This is a genomic window from Pantoea sp. SGAir0180, from assembly GCF_043546245.1.
In genome coordinates this window covers 1,921,401-1,938,661 of record NZ_CP028071.1, presented here as the reverse complement: position 1 = coordinate 1,938,661, position 17,261 = coordinate 1,921,401, and the positions used below count along the sequence as shown (strand labels likewise).

Sequence of the window (17,261 nt, the reverse complement as noted above, 5' to 3'; positions counted from 1 at the left end):
ATCCCGGCTATCAACGCTACACTGTGGGTTTTATCATACGATACCCGGTGTCGTTTGGGAGTAGACATGGTCTTTGACAACAGCTGGTTTCGAGAGCTTTCGGGTACTTATACCGCCTTACATCCCACCCCGCTTGCCGGTGGCAGACTGTTATATCACAACGGTCCGCTGGCGCACGAAATGGCGCTGGAGAGCGATCTGTTTACCGGGCAGGGGCACGGTGTCTGGTACGGTGCGTCACTGTTGCCGGGTATGCAACCGCTGGCGCAGGTATACAGTGGCCATCAGTTCGGCGTCTGGGCAGGCCAGCTGGGTGACGGGCGCGGCATTCTGCTGGGTGAGCAGCGCCAGCAAGACGGCAGCCGTCTCGACTGGCATTTAAAAGGCGCAGGGCTGACGCCGTATTCTCGCATGGGCGATGGTCGTGCTGTGGTACGCTCGACGGTGCGTGAGTTTCTGGCCTCGGAGGCGCTGCACCATCTGGGGATCCCGACCACGCGCGCGTTAACGATAGCCATCAGCGATGAGCCGGTTTACCGTGAAACCGCTGAGCGCGGTGCAATGCTGATGCGGATCGCGCCGAGTCATCTGCGCTTTGGCCATTTCGAACACTTCTTTTACAGCCAGCAGCCTGACAAGGTCAAACAGCTGGCGGAGTATGCCATTCGTCATCACTGGCCGCATCTGGCGGAGGACGCCGACCGTTATTATCTGTGGTTCGCCGATATCGTCCTGCGCACAGCACGCCTGATTGCGCAGTGGCAGAGCGTGGGCTTTGCGCATGGTGTGATGAATACCGACAACATGTCGATCCTTGGCCTGACGATGGATTACGGCCCTTACGGTTTTCTGGATGACTATCAGCCGGACTTTATCTGTAATCACAGTGATTACCAGGGGCGCTACAGCTTCGAGAATCAGCCGATGATCGGTCTGTGGAACCTTAATCGTCTGGCGCATGCCCTGTCAGGATTACTCAGTACAGAGCAGCTAAAGCAGGCGCTGAGCGGTTATGAAAACGAACTGATGCGCGTCTGGGGCCAGCGGATGCGGGCGAAACTGGGCTTTCTGACCGAAGAGGCAGGGGATAACGCGATTCTGACCGGTCTGCTCAGCTTAATGAGTCAGGAACGGCGCGATTATACGCTGACGTTCCGCCTGCTCAGTGAAACGCAGCAGTCAGAACAGCGATCGCCGTTACGGGATGAATTTATCGATCGCGCTGCCTTTGATCGCTGGTATCAGGATTACCGCACCCGTTTGTTGCAGGAGCAGGTCAGCGATGCGACGCGCCAACAGGTGATGAAAGCGGCCAATCCGGCGCTGGTATTGCGAAATTATCTGGCACAGCAGGCGATCGAGGCGGCGGAGCAGGGTGAGAGCGGGGCGCTGGCCCGTTTACATCAGGTGCTTCAGCAGCCCTTCAGTGACGCGACGGCCGCTGTGTATCGTCAACGGCCGCCGGACTGGGGCAAATCACTGGAAGTCAGTTGTTCCAGCTAAGTTATAAACGGTGAGTAACTGCCTCAGCTAACAGGGCCAGTACAGCTTCGCTGTCTTGCCAGTTGAGGCAGGGATCGGTGATGGACTGACCGTACGTCAGGGGCTCACCGCTCACCACTTTCTGATTGCCTTCTTCGATAAAACTTTCGATCATCACGCCCGCTACCGCGCGTGAACCTCCTTTGATCTGTTCAGCCACCTCAGCAGCAACGTCGCGCTGACGACGATGCTGTTTCAGGCAGTTGCCGTGGCTGAAATCAATCACCAACTGTGGCGCTAAGCCGAATTCATTCAGGCAGGCAGTCGCCTCGGCGACATCGGCGGCATGATAATTGGGCTGTTTACCGCCACGTAAAATCACATGGCCGTGCGGGTTGCCGCTGGTCTGGTAAATGGTCATTTGCCCCTGTTTATCCGGCGACAGGAACATATGGCTGGTTCGGGCAGCGCGAATGGCATCCACAGCAATACGCACATTGCCATCGGTGCCGTTTTTGAAGCCGACAGGACAGGAGAGCGCAGAGGCCATTTCACGATGGATCTGGCTTTCAGTGGTGCGGGCTCCAATGGCCCCCCAGCTGATCAGATCGGCAATAAACTGCCCGATCACCATATCCAGAAACTCCGTTGCTGTGGGTAAGCCGAGGGCGTTGATATCAATCAGTAGCTTACGGGCAATGCCGATGCCGCGGTTCACATCAAAGCTACCGTCCAGATCCGGATCGGAGATCAGGCCTTTCCAGCCGACCACCGTACGTGGCTTTTCAAAATAGGCCCGCATCACGATTTCCAGCCGGTCCTGATACTGCTCGCGCAGCGCATTTAAACGCCGGGCATAGTCTAAAGCCGCCACCGGGTCATGCAGGGAGCAGGGACCAATCACGACCAGCAGACGGGGATCGTCGCCCGTGAGGATACGCGCAATGCGCTTGCGTGCTGCGGTGATATTATCGGCCATGGCGGAGGAAAGCGGATATTCAGCTGCCAGACTGGCAGGAGAGATCAGGCTGCCAATGCGCGCCGTGCGCAGTTCGTCAGTTTTATTCATGGTGTTCTCTAAATGTGTTCTTCGCAGCGGTGGAATACCGGGAAGTGATGAGGGTCACAATAAACCATTAGCTTGTGAATTCAAGCACCAACGTGACAATGACAGGCAAAATTACGGCAGCGCCACGTTACAGGGCGCTGCCGGCGGCGAATCAGTACATGCGGCGCGTCAGGCCCATAATATCGAGGATCTTGGTAGCGATCTCTTCCACGGAATAGTTGGTACTGTTGAGATAGCGAATCTGGTGGGTACGGAACAGCGCTTCCACTTCGCCCACCTCCAGTCGACACTGACGCAGGGAAGCATATCGGGTATTTTCCGCGCGTTCCTGACGTATGGCCGCCAGGCGTTCCGGGTCAATTGTCAGACCAAACAGTTTATGCTGATGCTGGCGCAGAGCGGGCGGCAGTTTCAGGTTATCCATGTCATCGGCAATAAACGGATAGTTCGCGGCACGAATACCAAACTGCATCGCCAGATAGAGGCTGGTGGGGGTTTTACCACAACGGGAAACGCCTAACAGAATGACCTGCGCGTCTTCCAGGCCGCGCAGTGAAATGCCGTCATCATGTGCCAGGGTGTAATCGATCGCCGCAATACGCGCATCGTATTTGCCCAGATTGCTGGCATCCAGTCCGTGCGTTCGGTGTGCGACCGGAGCCGGTGCGAGACCAAGCTCCTGCTGAAGCGGAGCGACCAGCGCCTGAACAATGTCCTGACAAAACCCATCACTTTGCAGAATGATGTCGCGCACTTCCGGCGTGACGATAGAAAAAAAGACCAGTGGACGCACGCCGCTTTGCTGAAAAAGGGCATTGATCTGCGCTTTAACCGCCTGCGCGCGCTGAACATTCTCAACAAACGGCAGGGTGACACTGTTGGTGTTAACGGGAAACTGCGATAGCACCGCGTGGCCTAATACTTCGGCGGTAATCGCAGTGCCGTCGGAGATATAAAAAACGCTTCTGTCGGTGGTCATGGAGCATGCCTCGTGCAAGGAAGTCGTGAAAAGACGGAGCAGGGTTAAGTTCAGGCGCGCGAATCCCAGCGGGGGCATGTGAAGTCTGGCTTAACCATTTGTCGTACAGTTTTAGCATAACCGACAGAAAGTATTCCTTTTCTCCGCCACAGATTTGCCATGAAAATCGCGCCTGAAGCTGCCTTTTCCACCCGCCTTGTTGCGCAACAAAAACGACGCTTTAGAGGACCCTGAAATGAAAAATACTTTTAAATGAGTGGGTTGTGATAAAAATAATCCTTTGCGCAACGTCTTAAAAAAGCGGGTTATAGTCTGAAACTGCCGTGCAGAATCTGCTTTAACGATTCAACAGATCGTGTTTGCCAAAACGTTATGCCAGGCTGATTGTGTTAATAGCAGGATTTTCCATGTGCCCATTCATTAATAAAGGATCAGTTCAATGTCCAATAAAGGCGAACAGCCGTTAGTACTCTGGTACAACCAGCTTGGCATGCATGATGTTGATCGGGTAGGAGGCAAAAATGCGTCTCTGGGTGAGATGATTACTAATTTATCCTCTCTGGGGGTTTCGGTACCCAATGGTTTCGCGACCACCTCCTGGGCCTTTAATCAGTTTCTTGAGCAGAGCGGTCTGAACCAGCGTATTTATGCATTGCTGGATGACACCAATATTGATGATGTTGATCAACTGGCGAAAGCAGGTAAGCAGATTCGTCAGTGGGTCGTCGAAACGCCCTTCCAGCCTGAACTTGAAGCCGCCATTTTGTCGGCCTACGAACAGCTCTCAGCAGACGATGCCGAGGCCTCTTTTGCCGTACGCTCCTCGGCCACCGCAGAAGATATGCCCGATGCTTCCTTTGCCGGACAACAGGAAACCTTTCTGAACGTGCAGGGCATCGAAGCTGTGATGGTAGCGGTGAAACATGTTTACGCATCCCTGTTTAACGATCGTGCCATCTCTTACCGTGTGCATCAGGGCTACGATCACCGGGGTGTTGCCCTGTCGGCAGGCATACAGCGTATGGTCCGTTCCGATCTGGCCGCATCAGGCGTGATGTTTACCATTGATACGGAATCTGGCTTCGATCAGGTGGTGTTTATCACGGCGGCGCTGGGTCTGGGCGAAATGGTGGTGCAGGGCGCTGTCAACCCGGATGAGTTTTACGTGCATAAACCCACACTGGCCGCGAAGCGTCCGGCAATCGTGCGCCGCAACATGGGCTCGAAAAAAGTGCGGATGGTGTATGCCGATTCACGTGAGCACGGCGAGCAGGTGCGAATCGAGGATGTGCCGGAAACGGAACGCGACCGCTTCTGCCTGAACGACAGCGAAGTTCAGGCGCTGGCACAGCAGGCGGTACTGATCGAGCAGCACTATAAGCGCCCGATGGATATTGAGTGGGCAAAAGACGGGCATACCGGCAAGCTGTTCATCGTGCAGGCGCGACCGGAAACCGTGCGCTCAAATGGTCAGGTGATGGAGCGTTACACCCTGCAAGGCCAGGGAAATGTGGTCATTGAAGGCCGTGCAATTGGCCATCGCATTGGTGCCGGGCCGGTTAAGGTGATTCATGACATCAGCGAAATGAACCGTATCGAAAAAGGTGACGTGCTGGTGACTGATATGACCGATCCTGACTGGGAACCGATCATGAAAAAGGCCTCCGCTATTGTCACCAATCGCGGGGGGCGTACCTGTCATGCCGCGATTATAGCGCGTGAATTGGGGATTCCGGCGGTGGTCGGGTGCGGCGATGCCACCGAGCGCCTGAAAGAAGGTCATACCGTGACCGTGTCCTGTGCGGAAGGGGATACCGGCTATGTTTACGACGAACTGCTCGATTTTGACGTGACCAGTTCGCAGGTCGATACCATGCCGGACCTGCCGCTGAAGGTGATGATGAACGTGGGTAACCCGGATCGCGCCTTTGATTTTGCCTGCTTACCCAATGAAGGGGTTGGGCTGGCGCGCCTGGAGTTCATCATCAACCGCATGATCGGTGTGCATCCTAAAGCGCTGCTTGAGTTTGACCAACAACCGCCGGCGTTGCAGCAACACATCCGTCAGCTGATGAAAGGCTTTGACGATCCCGTCGAGTTCTATATTGCGCGCCTGACTGAAGGTATCGCGACCCTGGGCGCGGCATTCGCACCCAAACGGGTGATTGTGCGATTGTCCGACTTCAAAACCAATGAATACGCCAATCTGGTCGGCGGGGAACGGTACGAACCGGAAGAAGAGAACCCCATGCTGGGCTTCCGCGGCGCTGGCCGTTACGTGTCAGAAAGCTTCCGCGACTGTTTTGCGCTTGAGTGTGAAGCGGTGAAGCGGGTGCGAAATGACATGGGACTGACCAATGTCGAGATCATGGTGCCGTTTGTACGTACGGTGGGCCAGGCGCAGGCGGTGGTCGAAGAGTTAGGTCGCCAGGGCCTGAAACGGGGTGAGAACGGACTGAAGGTCATTATGATGTGTGAAATCCCGTCAAATGCTCTGCTGGCGGAGCAGTTTTTACAGCACTTTGACGGCTTCTCCATTGGCTCGAACGACATGACGCAGCTGGCGCTGGGGCTCGATCGTGATTCCGGCGTCGTGTCTGCCCTGTTTGATGAACGCAATGAGGCGGTGAAAGCCTTACTGTCCATGGCGATCAAGGCGGCGAAAAAACAGGGTAAATACGTCGGTATTTGTGGACAAGGGCCTTCGGATCATCAGGATTTTGCGGCCTGGTTGATGGAGCAGGGCATCGACAGTTTGTCACTTAACCCGGATACCGTCGTGGAAACGTGGCTGAGCCTGGCGGCCCTGAATAAGTCTGCCTGACGCGACGTTTACACTGTTACTTTAAGGCCAGCGCAAGCTGGCTTTTTTATTCCCGGCGGAAAAACAGACGGGGTTGATCAGTGCTGACCCGCTCCGGTTGTCGAGATATCACTTGCGCGGAAAGCGTATATGGGGCGAGGTTGCTCTTCGGCCTGTTCATACAACCTGACCGGTAAAAAGAGGGCGCAACCCCTTTTCGACAGGCAAAAAAAAAAGCCCATCACAGGGGATGGGCAAAGACTACACACAGCAATTCTTTACGCTACTCAGGGGAAATAAGGGTGTTTAGAAATCAGTGAGTTGATTTCAAACTTGTTAAATATGTTATTCATACCGCTTGCTGGCGTCTTTAAGAATCCTCTTATTAGTTTAAAGGAAATAATATTTTGACCATCATTAAGAGCGTTCAGGAGAGTTATTATGTATGAAAAATAATCATTTCAGGCCGAAAAATGGGCTTAAAGCGCTAAATATGCGTTTTATCTTAAAAACTACTAATGGAAAAAAGGCTGGTGATATCTTAATCAGCCAGCCTACTTAACCACTACTAATCATATGAAATGCAGAACAGGGCCTATTGATCCGTCTTTTTGTCCAAGGCTTTGAGCGGATCGACCGGTGGTCTGGGCACTTCATTCATCCAGACGGACACCAGGCGATAGGAGACGGCCAGCACGACGGGGCCGATAAACAGTCCGATCATGCCAAACGCGATGAGTCCGCCAATGACACCGGATAAAATCAGAATCAGCGGCAGGTCGGCACCCATACGAATCAGCACGGGACGCAAAATATTGTCCAGTGTTCCGACGACGCAGCTCCACACCAGCAGCACCGTGCCCCAGGTCGTATCGCCGCTCCAGTAGAGATAAACAATGGCGGGCACCAGCACCAGCAGGGGACCAATCTGGACCAGACAGCAGAGGATCATCAGGACGGTCAGCAAGGTCGCATAAGGAATGCCGGAGATGGCCAGCCCGATACCGCCCAGCACGCCCTGTACCAGCGCAGTCACCACCACGCCCAGCGCCACCGCACGTACGGCTTGCCCGGCCAGCAAAACGGCGGCATCACCGCGACGGCCCGCCATGCGCACAGCGAAATGGCGAATCCCCAGCGCCGCCTGTTCACCGCGCCAGTAGAGCAGCACGCTAAACAGCAGCATCACGGCCAGATGAATCATAAACCGGCCAAAGTGTCCGGCCTGCGCAACAAAGAAGCCTGTTGTACGACCGACGTAAGGCTGAAGCTTGGCCATGATGGCCGCACCGCCGCCGGCCACCAGTTTCTGGTAGCTGGCATACAGTTTTTCCCCGACCACAGGAATGTCATTCAGCCAGCTCAGCGTCGGCAGCATATGGCCCTGCGTCGCCCAGGCAATTACCGGAGCACTGTTATCAATCAGGCTGTTCACCAGCAGGGCAACCGGAATAATAAACAGCAGCAGAAGCAGAATGGTCATCACAATGACGGCCAGAGAACGCCGGCCCCAGAGCAGTCGCTGAATTCTCAGCATCAACGGCCAGGTCGCAATCACTACCATGCTGGCCCAGGCGAAGCCGAGGATAAAAGGTTGCACCACCCATAAGCAGGCGGCAATCAACAGCAAAATGAATATCAGAGTGAACAACATTTGGGGAAGGTCTATCTGCCGTTCCAGGCTTTTCATCTTAAGCATTACCTCTTTGAGATCCGTCAACGCAGGGGATGACAGTGACCCGTCATCATGAGCTATTTGAGGGCGTTTAAACAGGCTTGTAAAGAAATGGTTTCAGCCTTTCCTGAAAAAACGACAGGGCTGACAGAAATGTGATAAAACAGGAGATTAACGCACGCGACAGACGCAAACCTACACAACATCGTTGGTCACAGAATCATGATCCCACAGATTTCTCAGGCACCGGGTCTTATCCAGCGGGTGCTGACATTCCTTGAAACCCTCAAAGAACAGGGCTTCACCGGCGATACCGCCACCAGTTATGCCGACAGGCTTTCTCTCTCAACCGACAACAGCATCTATCAGCTGCTGCCCGATGCGGTGCTGTTTCCGCGCTCGACGGCTGATGTCGCGCTGATTGCCCGCGTAGCGGGGGACCCGGCGTTCTCGAGTCTGGTTTTCACCCCGCGCGGTGGCGGGACCGGCACTAACGGCCAGTCACTGAATCAGGGCATTATTGTGGATATGTCCCGCTACATGAACCGTATCCTGGAGGTTAACACCGAACAGGGATGGGTGCGTGTAGAAGCGGGCGTGGTTAAAGATCAACTTAACGCGTATCTGAAACCGTTTGGTTACTTTTTCTCGCCAGAGTTGTCGACCAGTAACCGTGCTACGCTGGGCGGCATGATCAATACCGATGCCTCCGGCCAGGGATCGCTGGTGTATGGTAAAACCTCTGATCATGTTCTTGGGTTGCGGGCGGTCCTGCTGGGGGGCGATATTCTGGATACCCGGCCCATGCCCACGGCGCTGGCCGAAAGCCTGGCGCAAACGCCCACGCCAGAGGGCCGCATCTATCAGCAGGTCCTGACGCGATGTCGCGAACAGCGTGACCTGATTCTGGAAAAATTTCCCAAACTGAACCGCTTCCTGACTGGCTACGATTTGCGTCATGTCTTCAGCGACGATATGCAAACGTTTGACCTGACGCGCCTGCTGTGCGGCGCAGAAGGCACGCTGGCCTTTATCAGTGAAGCCCGGCTGGACATTACGCCCCTGCCTAAAGTGCGGCGCGTGGTGAATATCAAATACGACTCCTTTGATTCTGCTTTGCGCAATGCGCCTCTGATGGTACAGGCGCAGGCTCTTTCCGTCGAAACGGTGGACTCGAAAGTGCTCAATCTGGCACGGGAGGACATCGTCTGGCACTCGGTGAAAGCGCTGATCACCGATGTTCCCGACAAAACGATGTCAGGGCTGAATATTGTGGAGTTTGCCGGGGATGACGAAGCGAAAATTGAGCAGCAACTGACGCAACTGTGCAGCCGGCTTGATGCGCTGATCGCGCAGCAGGAAGGCGGCGTCATTGGCTATCAACGCTGTAACGACCTGGACAGCATCGAACGCATTTATAACATGCGTAAAAAAGCGGTGGGATTATTGGGCAATGCGAAAGGGCGGGCGAAGCCGATTCCGTTTGTCGAAGATACGGCCGTGCCGCCGGAACACCTTGCCGACTACATCGTCGAGTTCCGGGCGCTTCTTGACAGCCATGGCCTGAGTTACGGCATGTTTGGTCATGTGGACGCGGGCGTGCTCCATGTCCGGCCGGCGCTGGATATGTGCGATCCGCATCAGGAAATGATGATGAAGCAGATTTCTGATGAGGTGGTCGAACTGACCGCGCGCTATGGCGGTCTGCTGTGGGGCGAACATGGCAAGGGCTTTCGCGCGCAATACAGTCCGGCCTTCTTCGGGGACACCCTGTTCAACGAACTGCGCCGTATCAAAGCGGCGTTCGATCCCGATAACCGGCTGAACCCCGGCAAGATCTGTACGCCTTATAACAGCGATGCGGCGATGATGCAGGTGGATGCCACCAAACGCGGCAGCTATGACCGCCAGATTCCTGTACAGGTGCGTGACACCTGGCGTGGCGCGATGGAATGTAACGGTAATGGCTTGTGCTTCAATTTCGACGTGCGCAGCCCAATGTGCCCCTCGATGAAAATCACGCGCAACCGCATTCATTCACCTAAAGGGCGCGCCACCTTAACACGCGAATGGCTGCGCTTGCTGGCAGAGCAGGGCGTGGATCCGGTGATGCTGGAGAAAAAATTGCCAGAGAAGACGTTGTCGTTGCGGGGGCTGGTTGGCCGCATGCGGAACACCTGGTATGCGAATAAAGGGGAATATGATTTTTCGCATGAAGTGAAGGACGCCATGTCAGGCTGCCTGGCCTGTAAGGCCTGTTCAACCCAGTGCCCGATTAAAATTGACGTGCCGGCTTTCCGCTCGCGTTTTTTGCAGCTTTATCATACGCGCTATCTTCGTCCCCTGAGCGATCATCTGGTGGCCGCGGTGGAAAGCTATGCGCCCGTGATGGCAAAAGCGCCTACGGTCTTTAACTTCTTCCTTAAACAGCCCTGGGCCGCATCGTTCAGCAAAACGCACATTGGCATGGTGGATTTGCCCTTGCTTTCCTCACCTACACTCAAACAGCATCTGAGCGGCCATCCGGCAATGCAGATGACGCTGGAACAGCTTGAAGGGCTGACGGAGGCGCAGCGGGCGAAAACGGTGCTGGTGGTGCAGGATCCCTTTACCAGCTTCTATGAGGCCCGGCTGGTCAGCGACTTTATCAGGCTGATTGAGAAACTCGGCTATCAACCTGTTCTGTTGCCCTTCTCGCCAAACGGTAAGGCACAGCACGTTAAAGGCTTTTTACAACGCTTTGCCCGCACGGCCAGTAAAACCGCCGATTTTCTCAATCGCGTCGCCCGGCTGGGCATGCCAATGGTCGGCATCGATCCCGCAACGGTCCTGTGTTATCGCGATGAATATCGCCAGACGCTGGGGGAGGCGCGGGGCGATTTCAATGTGCTGTTGGTGCATGAATGGTTGCAGAATGCGGTGCAGGAACGTGACGTCCAGATTGCCAGCGGCGAAGCCTGGTACCTGTTTGCGCACTGCACCGAAGTCACCGCCTTGCCTGCAACGCCCGGTCAGTGGCAGGCGATTTTTTTACGGTTTGGTGCAAAGCTGGAAAACATCAACGTGGGCTGCTGTGGCATGGCGGGCACTTACGGACACGAGAGCAAAAATCTGGACAATTCGCTGGGCATTTACGCGCTCTCATGGCATCCGCAGTTGCAAAAGCTGCCGCGTCAACGCTGTCTGGCAACCGGTTTTTCCTGCCGGAGCCAGGTTAAACGTGTTGAAGGCAATGGTATGCGCCATCCGCTTCAGGCTCTGCTTGAGCTGGTGTAAAAAGGCAGGAGACGTCAACCGCAGGCTGGATTAGAATATCCAGCCTGCATGTTTGACAAAGTTACTCTGGAGCACCGTCGCCTGTTCCCATTCACCTGTAATGGCCAGCTGGTGGCATAGCCGGGTGAGTGACAGTCTTGCCAGCTGGTAAGCCTGAATGCGAAACAGCCGATCCCGGTCGGGATTTTGCATTTCTACGACCAGTCGGTGATGAAGCTTACCCATGGCATGCAAATAACTCTGGTCGTCACCGTTCAGTTGGCAAAGTTCTGCCATATCCAGACAGGTATCATTGAACTGACGTAACTGCTGAACGGTACACTCAGCCCGGTCAAGTCTGGCCTGCGCCAGGTAAAAATCGACAGTGAGATCGCGAACCGAAAAACGGTATTCATCAAGTTTGTGCTGAAGCCAGGCGGAAACCGATAACGACATAACGCATCCTGATGCTGAATGATAATAATTATCATATTCAACTGAACAGCGATTGCAATTGGCAAATGAGAATTTTTTTCCGATTTATTTCACCTGTCGGTATAATCGGAAATAACAATCTATTTACAACACAGAAAGGCGTAACCTATCAATAAAGGGTTTATCATAAAGTGATGATTTTAAAATTCACCAGTTATTAACAGGTTACGGGGTCGTGCTTCCTGCCTGTTTTGCGAATGCAAGCCTGGCTGAAGACGCTATGCTTAATAAATGCGCTGTTAAAAACAGCACCTAATGATTATCCCTGCAAAACAAGAGGTTGAAGTGATCAGTGAGATCACTACCATAGGGGGATAGCCTGAAAAGGTCCGGACTCACAAGAGGTAGCAACATGTCATCCGTGAATGCAGACTCTTTCTCACCTGACGAATATGTGTGGAAAGGGTTAACGCTGACCGAAACCGCAGCGAAACAAATTCTAAATCTGGCCGCAGAAAACCCAGAAGTCAAGGGCCTGCGTTTAGCGATTAAACAATCCGGTTGTGCCGGCTTTGGTTATGTCATGGATCTGGTGAAGCAACCAGAAGATGACGACCTGCAGTTTACCTACTACGGCGCAACATTGTTTGTACCGCTTCAGGCGATGCCATTTATCGATGGCACTGAAGTGGATTACGTCCGTGAAGGCCTGAATCAAATTTTTAAATTCAATAACCCTAAAGCTCAACACGCCTGCGGGTGCGGTGAAAGCTTTGGCGTCGAGTAAGTGAAATATGTCACGACACAGCGAAACATCTGACGATGTACAAATGTGGGAAGGCAAGCTCAATTATAAAGAGGGCTTCTTTACCCAGTTGCAAACCGAAGAATTTGCCAACGGCATCAATGAAGATGTCGTACGCGCAATTTCGGCTAAGCGTAACGAGCCAGAGTGGATGCTGGAGTTTCGGCTTAAAGCTTTTCGTGCCTGGCTGGAAATGGAAGAGCCACACTGGCTGAAAGCGCACTACGAAAAGCTCGACTATCAGGATTACAGTTACTATTCCGCGCCGTCGTGCGGCAACTGTGACGATACCTGTGCGTCGGAGCCGGGAGCCACGCAGGCTTCAGGCGCGGCGCCTGCCAACGATTACCTGACGCAGGAAGTGGAAAACGCCTTCAACCAACTGGGTGTACCGGTGCGTGAAGGCAAGGAAGTGGCGGTTGACGCCATTTTTGACTCGGTGTCGGTGTCCACCACCTATCGTAGCAAGCTGGCGGAACAGGGCATTATCTTCTGCTCGTTCGGTGAAGCCATTCACGATCATCCGGAGCTGGTGAAGAAATATCTGGGCACGGTAGTGCCGCCCAACGACAACTTCTTCGCTGCCCTGAATTCAGCGGTTGCGTCAGACGGTACCTTTGTTTACATCCCGAAAGGGGTGCGTTGTCCGATGGAGCTGTCAACCTACTTCCGTATTAACGCGGCGAAAACCGGTCAGTTTGAACGCACCATCCTGATTGCTGATGAAGACAGCTATGTCAGCTACATTGAAGGCTGTTCTGCACCGGTCCGTGACAGCTATCAGCTGCACGCAGCGGTGGTCGAGGTGATCATCCACAAGAATGCGGAAGTGAAATACTCCACCGTACAGAACTGGTTCCCGGGCGGTGAAGGCGAGGGCGGTATCCTTAACTTCGTGACCAAGCGTGCGCTGTGTGAAGGCGACCACAGTAAAATGTCCTGGACGCAGTCGGAAACCGGGTCGGCCATTACCTGGAAATACCCGAGCTGTATCCTGCGTGGCGATCACTCCGTGGGCGAGTTCTACTCCGTCGCCTTAACCAGCGGACGCCAGCAGGCGGACACCGGTACCAAGATGATTCACATTGGTAAAAACACCCGGTCGACCATTATCTCCAAAGGTATCTCTGCCGGTAAAAGCCAGAACACTTACCGTGGCTTGGTGAAAATCATGCCGACGGCCACCAACGCACGTAACTTTACCCAGTGTGATTCCATGCTGATTGGGCCAGATTGTGGTGCACATACGTTCCCGTATGTTGAAACCCGCAACAACACCGCCCAGCTGGAGCATGAAGCGACCACTTCACGTATCGGCGAAGATCAGATGTTCTACTGTCTGCAACGTGGCATCAGTGAAGAAGATGCTATCTCGATGATCGTGAACGGCTTCTGTAAAGACGTATTCTCTGAGCTGCCGCTGGAATTTGCAGTGGAAGCACAAAAACTGTTAGCCATCAGCCTTGAGCACAGTGTGGGCTGATTGACGCCGTCACACGCGTTGCCGGAAGCAATGTGAAGGAATAAGTATGTTAAGTATTAAAGATTTACAGGTTAGCGTTGAAGACAAAGCGATCTTACGTGGCCTGAACCTTGAGATTAAACCAGGCGAAGTTCATGCCATCATGGGACCGAATGGTTCAGGTAAAAGTACGCTGTCTGCGACCTTAGCTGGCCGTGAAGACTATGAAATCACCGGCGGTTCAGTGACCTTTAAAGGCAAAGACTTGCTGGAGCTGGAGCCGGAAGAGCGCGCGGGTGAAGGGATCTTCATGGCGTTCCAGTATCCGGTTGAAATTCCTGGCGTCAGCAACCAGTTTTTCCTGCAGACCTCTGTGAACGCAGTGCGCAAATACCGTCAGCAGGATGAGCTCGATCGTTTTGATTTCCAGGATTTCATCGAAGAGAAAATTAATCTGCTCAAGATGCCTGAAGATCTGCTGACCCGTTCTGTCAACGTCGGTTTCTCCGGCGGTGAGAAGAAGCGTAACGATATTCTGCAGATGGCCGCGCTTGAGCCCGATCTGTGCATTCTGGACGAAACGGACTCCGGTCTTGACATCGATGCCCTGAAAATCGTGGCTAACGGCGTAAACAGCCTGCGCGATGAGAAGCGTGCGTTCATCATTGTCACGCACTATCAGCGTATCCTGGACTATATCAAACCTGATTTTGTGCATGTGCTGTATCAGGGCAAGATCGTGAAATCTGGCGACTTCTCGCTGGTGAAACAGTTGGAGGAGCAGGGTTATGGCTGGCTTACCGACGAAGAGTGATACTGCGCTGCAACAGTGGCACCACCTGTTTGAATCGCGCGGTGAACTGCGTTCCATGCAGGCACAGCAGCACTGGCAGCAGTTAATGCGTCTGGGCTTGCCCACGCGCAAGCATGAAAACTGGAAATACACGCCGCTGGATGGCCTGCTGGCACAGCACTTTGTGTTGCCTGAGTCTCAGGACGTGAGTGCTTCACAGGTTGAAGCGCTCGCTCTGCCGCTGGATGCCATTCGTCTGGTGTTTGTCGACGGCAAATTCCAGTCTGCGCTGAGCGCGACCGGGACTGATTTTTTCGAGATTCAGCACAGCGTTGCCGCTGAGCGTCGCGATCTGCCTGCGCCCGTTCAGCCAGAAGTCTTTCTGCATCTGACGGAAAGCCTGGCTGAAGAAGTGACCCATGTTCGTCTGCCGCGCGGTAAGGCGGCTTCACGTCCGCTTTACCTGCTGCACATCACCAGCGGCAAAGATGATGGCATGAACACCGTTCATTACCGTCATCATCTGCAACTGGAAGAGAGTGCAGAAGCGGAAGTCATCGAGCACTATGTCACGCTGAACGACAGCGCGCACTTCACCGGCGGTCGCTTTACCTTTGCTGTCGCTGATAATGCTACGCTCAGGCACACCAAGCTGGCCTTTGAAAGCACTAAAAGTTATCACTTTGCCCATAATGACATCGTGATTAACCGTGATGCGCAGGTGACCAGCACCAGCTTCTTACTGGGTGCGGGTTTAAGCCGTCATAACACCAGTACGCAGCTCAATGGCGAAAACACCCAGCTTTCTTTGAACAGTCTGGTGCTGCCCGTGAATCAGGAAGTGGCGGATACCCGCACCTATCTTGAGCACAACAAAGGCCACTGCCTGAGCCGTCAGATGCACAAAACCATCGTGCGTGACAAAGGGCGTGCGGTCTTTAACGGCCACATCAAAGTGGCGCAGCATGCGTTAAAGACAGATGGTCAGATGACCAACAACAATCTGCTGTTAGGCCGCCTGGCCGAAGTGGATACCAAGCCGCAGCTGGAAATTTATGCCGATGACGTTAAATGCAGCCACGGTGCGACCGTAGGCCGTATTGATGACGAGCAGATGTTCTACCTGCGTTCGCGCGGTATTGAGCAGGATGCCGCGCAGACCATGATCATTCACGCCTTTGCGGCTGAGTTAACCGAAACGCTGGAGAACCCCGTTCTTCGCCAGGCGGTGCTCCAGCGCATTGCTCAGCGTTTTCCAGGAGACAACTCATGATGAACTTCGATCTCGAGCGTATCAGAGCGGATTTTCCGGTTCTGAAGCGTGAGGTCAACGGTCATCCGCTGGCTTACCTTGACAGCGCGGCCAGCGCACAGCGTCCTTTGTCGGTCATCAATGCCGAAAGCCATTTCTACCAGCACGGCTATGCCGCCGTGCACCGCGGTATTCACACGCTCAGCCAGCAGGCAACCAGCGATATGGAAAACGTTCGCGAACAGGCGGCACGTTTTCTGAATGCGGCTTCTGCGGAAGAAATCGTTTTTGTTAAAGGTACGACGGAAGGCATCAACCTGGTTGCCAACAGCTGGGCGGGCAGTCAACTGCAACCCGGTGATAACCTGATTATCACGCAGATGGAGCACCATGCGAATATCGTGCCCTGGCAGATGGTGGCTCAACGCTGTGGTGCGGAAATTCGGGTACTGCCCCTGACCGACAACGGTGAGCTGGCGCTGGATCAACTGGCGGGGCTGATTGACAGTCGCACGCGCCTGCTGGCGGTCACCCATGTGTCCAATGTGCTCGGTACGGTGAATCCGGTCAAAGCCATCGTCGCGCAGGCCAGGGCAGCAGGTGTGGTTACCCTGATCGACGGGGCGCAGGCCGTGATGCACAGCGCCGTCGATGTACAGGATATCGGCTGCGACTTCTATGTGTTCTCCGGCCATAAGCTCTATGGCCCAACGGGCATTGGCGTGCTGTATGGCCGCAAGGCGCTGCTGGACATCATGCCGCCCTGGGAAGGGGGCGGATCGATGATTGGTGAAGTCCTGCTGCCCACCGGCACCACCTGGAATACGGCACCGTGGCGTTTTGAAGCCGGAACGCCGAATACCGGTGGCATCATTGGTCTGGGCGCCGCGCTGGAGTATGTTGAGGCGCTGGGACTGGATACGATTCATCAGCGGGAAACAATCCTGATGAATTATGCGCTTGATAAGCTCGCCTCCGTGCCGGATATCCAGATCTACGGTTCGCAGCAGCGTACCGGTGTGATTGCCTTTAACCTGGGCAAACATCACGCCTTTGATGTCGGCAGCTTCCTTGATCAGTACGGTATCGCGATTCGTACCGGCCACCATTGCGCTATGCCGCTGCTGCGCCATTATCAGGTCCCCGCGATGTGTCGCGCTTCTTTCACGTTCTACAACAGTGAAGACGAAGTGGATCGGCTGGCGGCAGGTCTGACGCGTATTCATCGCCTGCTGGGCGGCTGAACAACGT

The 17,261-nt window shown here is 54.3% G+C and carries 12 protein-coding genes and 1 other RNA gene; 8 read left to right on the top strand and 5 right to left on the bottom strand.

Annotated elements, in window-relative coordinates; all coding sequences use genetic code 11:
* The first annotated feature begins 66 nt into the window (after positions 1–66).
* Positions 67–1,503, top strand: coding sequence for a protein adenylyltransferase SelO (locus tag C1N58_RS09045; protein WP_394564812.1), 1,437 nt, complete (start codon positions 67–69; stop codon positions 1,501–1,503).
* Between the two features lies 1 nt (position 1,504).
* Here C1N58_RS09045 and C1N58_RS09040 read toward each other — a convergent pair whose 3' ends face one another.
* Positions 1,505–2,551, bottom strand: a complete 1,047-nt coding sequence (locus C1N58_RS09040) for a 3-deoxy-7-phosphoheptulonate synthase (RefSeq protein WP_283786946.1) — start codon at positions 2,549–2,551, stop codon at positions 1,505–1,507.
* Between the two features lie 151 nt (positions 2,552–2,702).
* Positions 2,703–3,530: a posphoenolpyruvate synthetase regulatory kinase/phosphorylase PpsR gene (locus C1N58_RS09035; protein ID WP_006118966.1), complete on the bottom strand. Its 828-nt coding sequence runs from the start codon at positions 3,528–3,530 to the stop codon at positions 2,703–2,705.
* Between the two features lie 439 nt (positions 3,531–3,969).
* Between C1N58_RS09035 and ppsA the strand changes: the two genes are divergently transcribed.
* Positions 3,970–6,354 carry a phosphoenolpyruvate synthase gene (gene ppsA / locus C1N58_RS09030; protein ID WP_283786943.1) on the top strand — a complete coding sequence of 795 codons (2,385 nt, stop codon included), beginning with the start codon at positions 3,970–3,972 and terminating at the stop codon, positions 6,352–6,354.
* Between the two features lie 205 nt (positions 6,355–6,559).
* Here ppsA and rprA read toward each other — a convergent pair.
* Both rprA and ydiK read right to left on the bottom strand, forming a co-directional pair.
* Positions 6,560–6,669, bottom strand: an RNA gene (rprA, locus tag C1N58_RS09025) — antisense sRNA RprA.
* A 259-nt stretch (positions 6,670–6,928) separates the two neighbouring features.
* Complete coding sequence (gene ydiK, locus C1N58_RS09020; RefSeq protein WP_054633899.1) at positions 6,929–8,023, bottom strand: AI-2E family transporter YdiK; 1,095 nt, start codon at positions 8,021–8,023, stop codon at positions 6,929–6,931.
* A 207-nt stretch (positions 8,024–8,230) separates the two neighbouring features.
* On the opposite strand from ydiK, the gene C1N58_RS09015 reads away from it, so the two are divergent.
* Entirely contained in the window at positions 8,231–11,284 is a 3,054-nt protein-coding gene (locus tag C1N58_RS09015; RefSeq protein ID WP_394564811.1) for a D-2-hydroxyglutarate dehydrogenase YdiJ, read from the top strand.
* Positions 11,285–11,314: 30 nt separating this feature from the next.
* Here C1N58_RS09015 and C1N58_RS09010 read toward each other — a convergent pair whose 3' ends face one another.
* Complete coding sequence (locus C1N58_RS09010) at positions 11,315–11,719, bottom strand: hypothetical protein (RefSeq protein WP_006118970.1); 405 nt, start codon at positions 11,717–11,719, stop codon at positions 11,315–11,317.
* Between the two features lie 391 nt (positions 11,720–12,110).
* Here C1N58_RS09010 and sufA point away from each other — a divergent pair, with 391 nt between their 5' ends.
* Genes sufA through sufS form a run of 5 tightly spaced genes read left to right on the top strand, consistent with a single transcriptional unit; the run spans position 12,111 to position 17,254 of the window.
* The gene (gene sufA / locus C1N58_RS09005; protein ID WP_006118971.1) at positions 12,111–12,485 is read left to right on the top strand and encodes a Fe-S cluster assembly scaffold SufA; all 375 of its coding nucleotides are present in this window, start codon (positions 12,111–12,113) and stop codon (positions 12,483–12,485) included.
* 7 nt (positions 12,486–12,492) lie between these two features.
* Positions 12,493–13,986, top strand: coding sequence for a Fe-S cluster assembly protein SufB (gene sufB / locus C1N58_RS09000; protein WP_033741147.1), 1,494 nt, complete (start codon positions 12,493–12,495; stop codon positions 13,984–13,986).
* 46 nt (positions 13,987–14,032) lie between these two features.
* On the top strand, positions 14,033–14,779 hold the full coding sequence (sufC, locus tag C1N58_RS08995) for a Fe-S cluster assembly ATPase SufC (RefSeq protein WP_006118973.1): 747 nt from the start codon (positions 14,033–14,035) through the stop codon (positions 14,777–14,779).
* The gene (gene sufD, locus C1N58_RS08990; protein WP_283786935.1) at positions 14,754–16,031 is read left to right on the top strand and encodes a Fe-S cluster assembly protein SufD; all 1,278 of its coding nucleotides are present in this window, start codon (positions 14,754–14,756) and stop codon (positions 16,029–16,031) included. Before sufC ends, sufD begins: the two co-directional genes overlap by 26 nt.
* Positions 16,031–17,254 carry a cysteine desulfurase SufS gene (gene sufS, locus C1N58_RS08985; RefSeq protein ID WP_282499009.1) on the top strand — a complete coding sequence of 408 codons (1,224 nt, stop codon included), beginning with the start codon at positions 16,031–16,033 and terminating at the stop codon, positions 17,252–17,254. The genes sufD and sufS overlap by 1 nt, the downstream gene beginning before the upstream one ends.
* The last annotated feature ends 7 nt before the right edge of the window (positions 17,255–17,261 follow it).

Excerpts from the sequence above, each read along its gene's own strand:
- C1N58_RS09045 (WP_394564812.1), top strand. The coding sequence starts at position 67 with ATGGTCTTTGACAACAGCTGGTTTCGAGAGCTTTCGGGTACTTATACC.
- C1N58_RS09040 (WP_283786946.1), bottom strand. The coding sequence starts at position 2,551 with ATGAATAAAACTGACGAACTGCGCACGGCGCGCATTGGCAGCCTGATC.
- C1N58_RS09035 (WP_006118966.1), bottom strand. The coding sequence starts at position 3,530 with ATGACCACCGACAGAAGCGTTTTTTATATCTCCGACGGCACTGCGATT.
- ppsA (WP_283786943.1), top strand. The coding sequence starts at position 3,970 with ATGTCCAATAAAGGCGAACAGCCGTTAGTACTCTGGTACAACCAGCTT.
- ydiK (WP_054633899.1), bottom strand. The coding sequence starts at position 8,023 with ATGAAAAGCCTGGAACGGCAGATAGACCTTCCCCAAATGTTGTTCACT.
- C1N58_RS09015 (WP_394564811.1), top strand. The coding sequence starts at position 8,231 with ATGATCCCACAGATTTCTCAGGCACCGGGTCTTATCCAGCGGGTGCTG.
- C1N58_RS09010 (WP_006118970.1), bottom strand. The coding sequence starts at position 11,719 with ATGTCGTTATCGGTTTCCGCCTGGCTTCAGCACAAACTTGATGAATAC.
- sufA (WP_006118971.1), top strand. The coding sequence starts at position 12,111 with ATGTCATCCGTGAATGCAGACTCTTTCTCACCTGACGAATATGTGTGG.
- sufB (WP_033741147.1), top strand. The coding sequence starts at position 12,493 with ATGTCACGACACAGCGAAACATCTGACGATGTACAAATGTGGGAAGGC.
- sufC (WP_006118973.1), top strand. The coding sequence starts at position 14,033 with ATGTTAAGTATTAAAGATTTACAGGTTAGCGTTGAAGACAAAGCGATC.
- sufD (WP_283786935.1), top strand. The coding sequence starts at position 14,754 with ATGGCTGGCTTACCGACGAAGAGTGATACTGCGCTGCAACAGTGGCAC.
- sufS (WP_282499009.1), top strand. The coding sequence starts at position 16,031 with ATGAACTTCGATCTCGAGCGTATCAGAGCGGATTTTCCGGTTCTGAAG.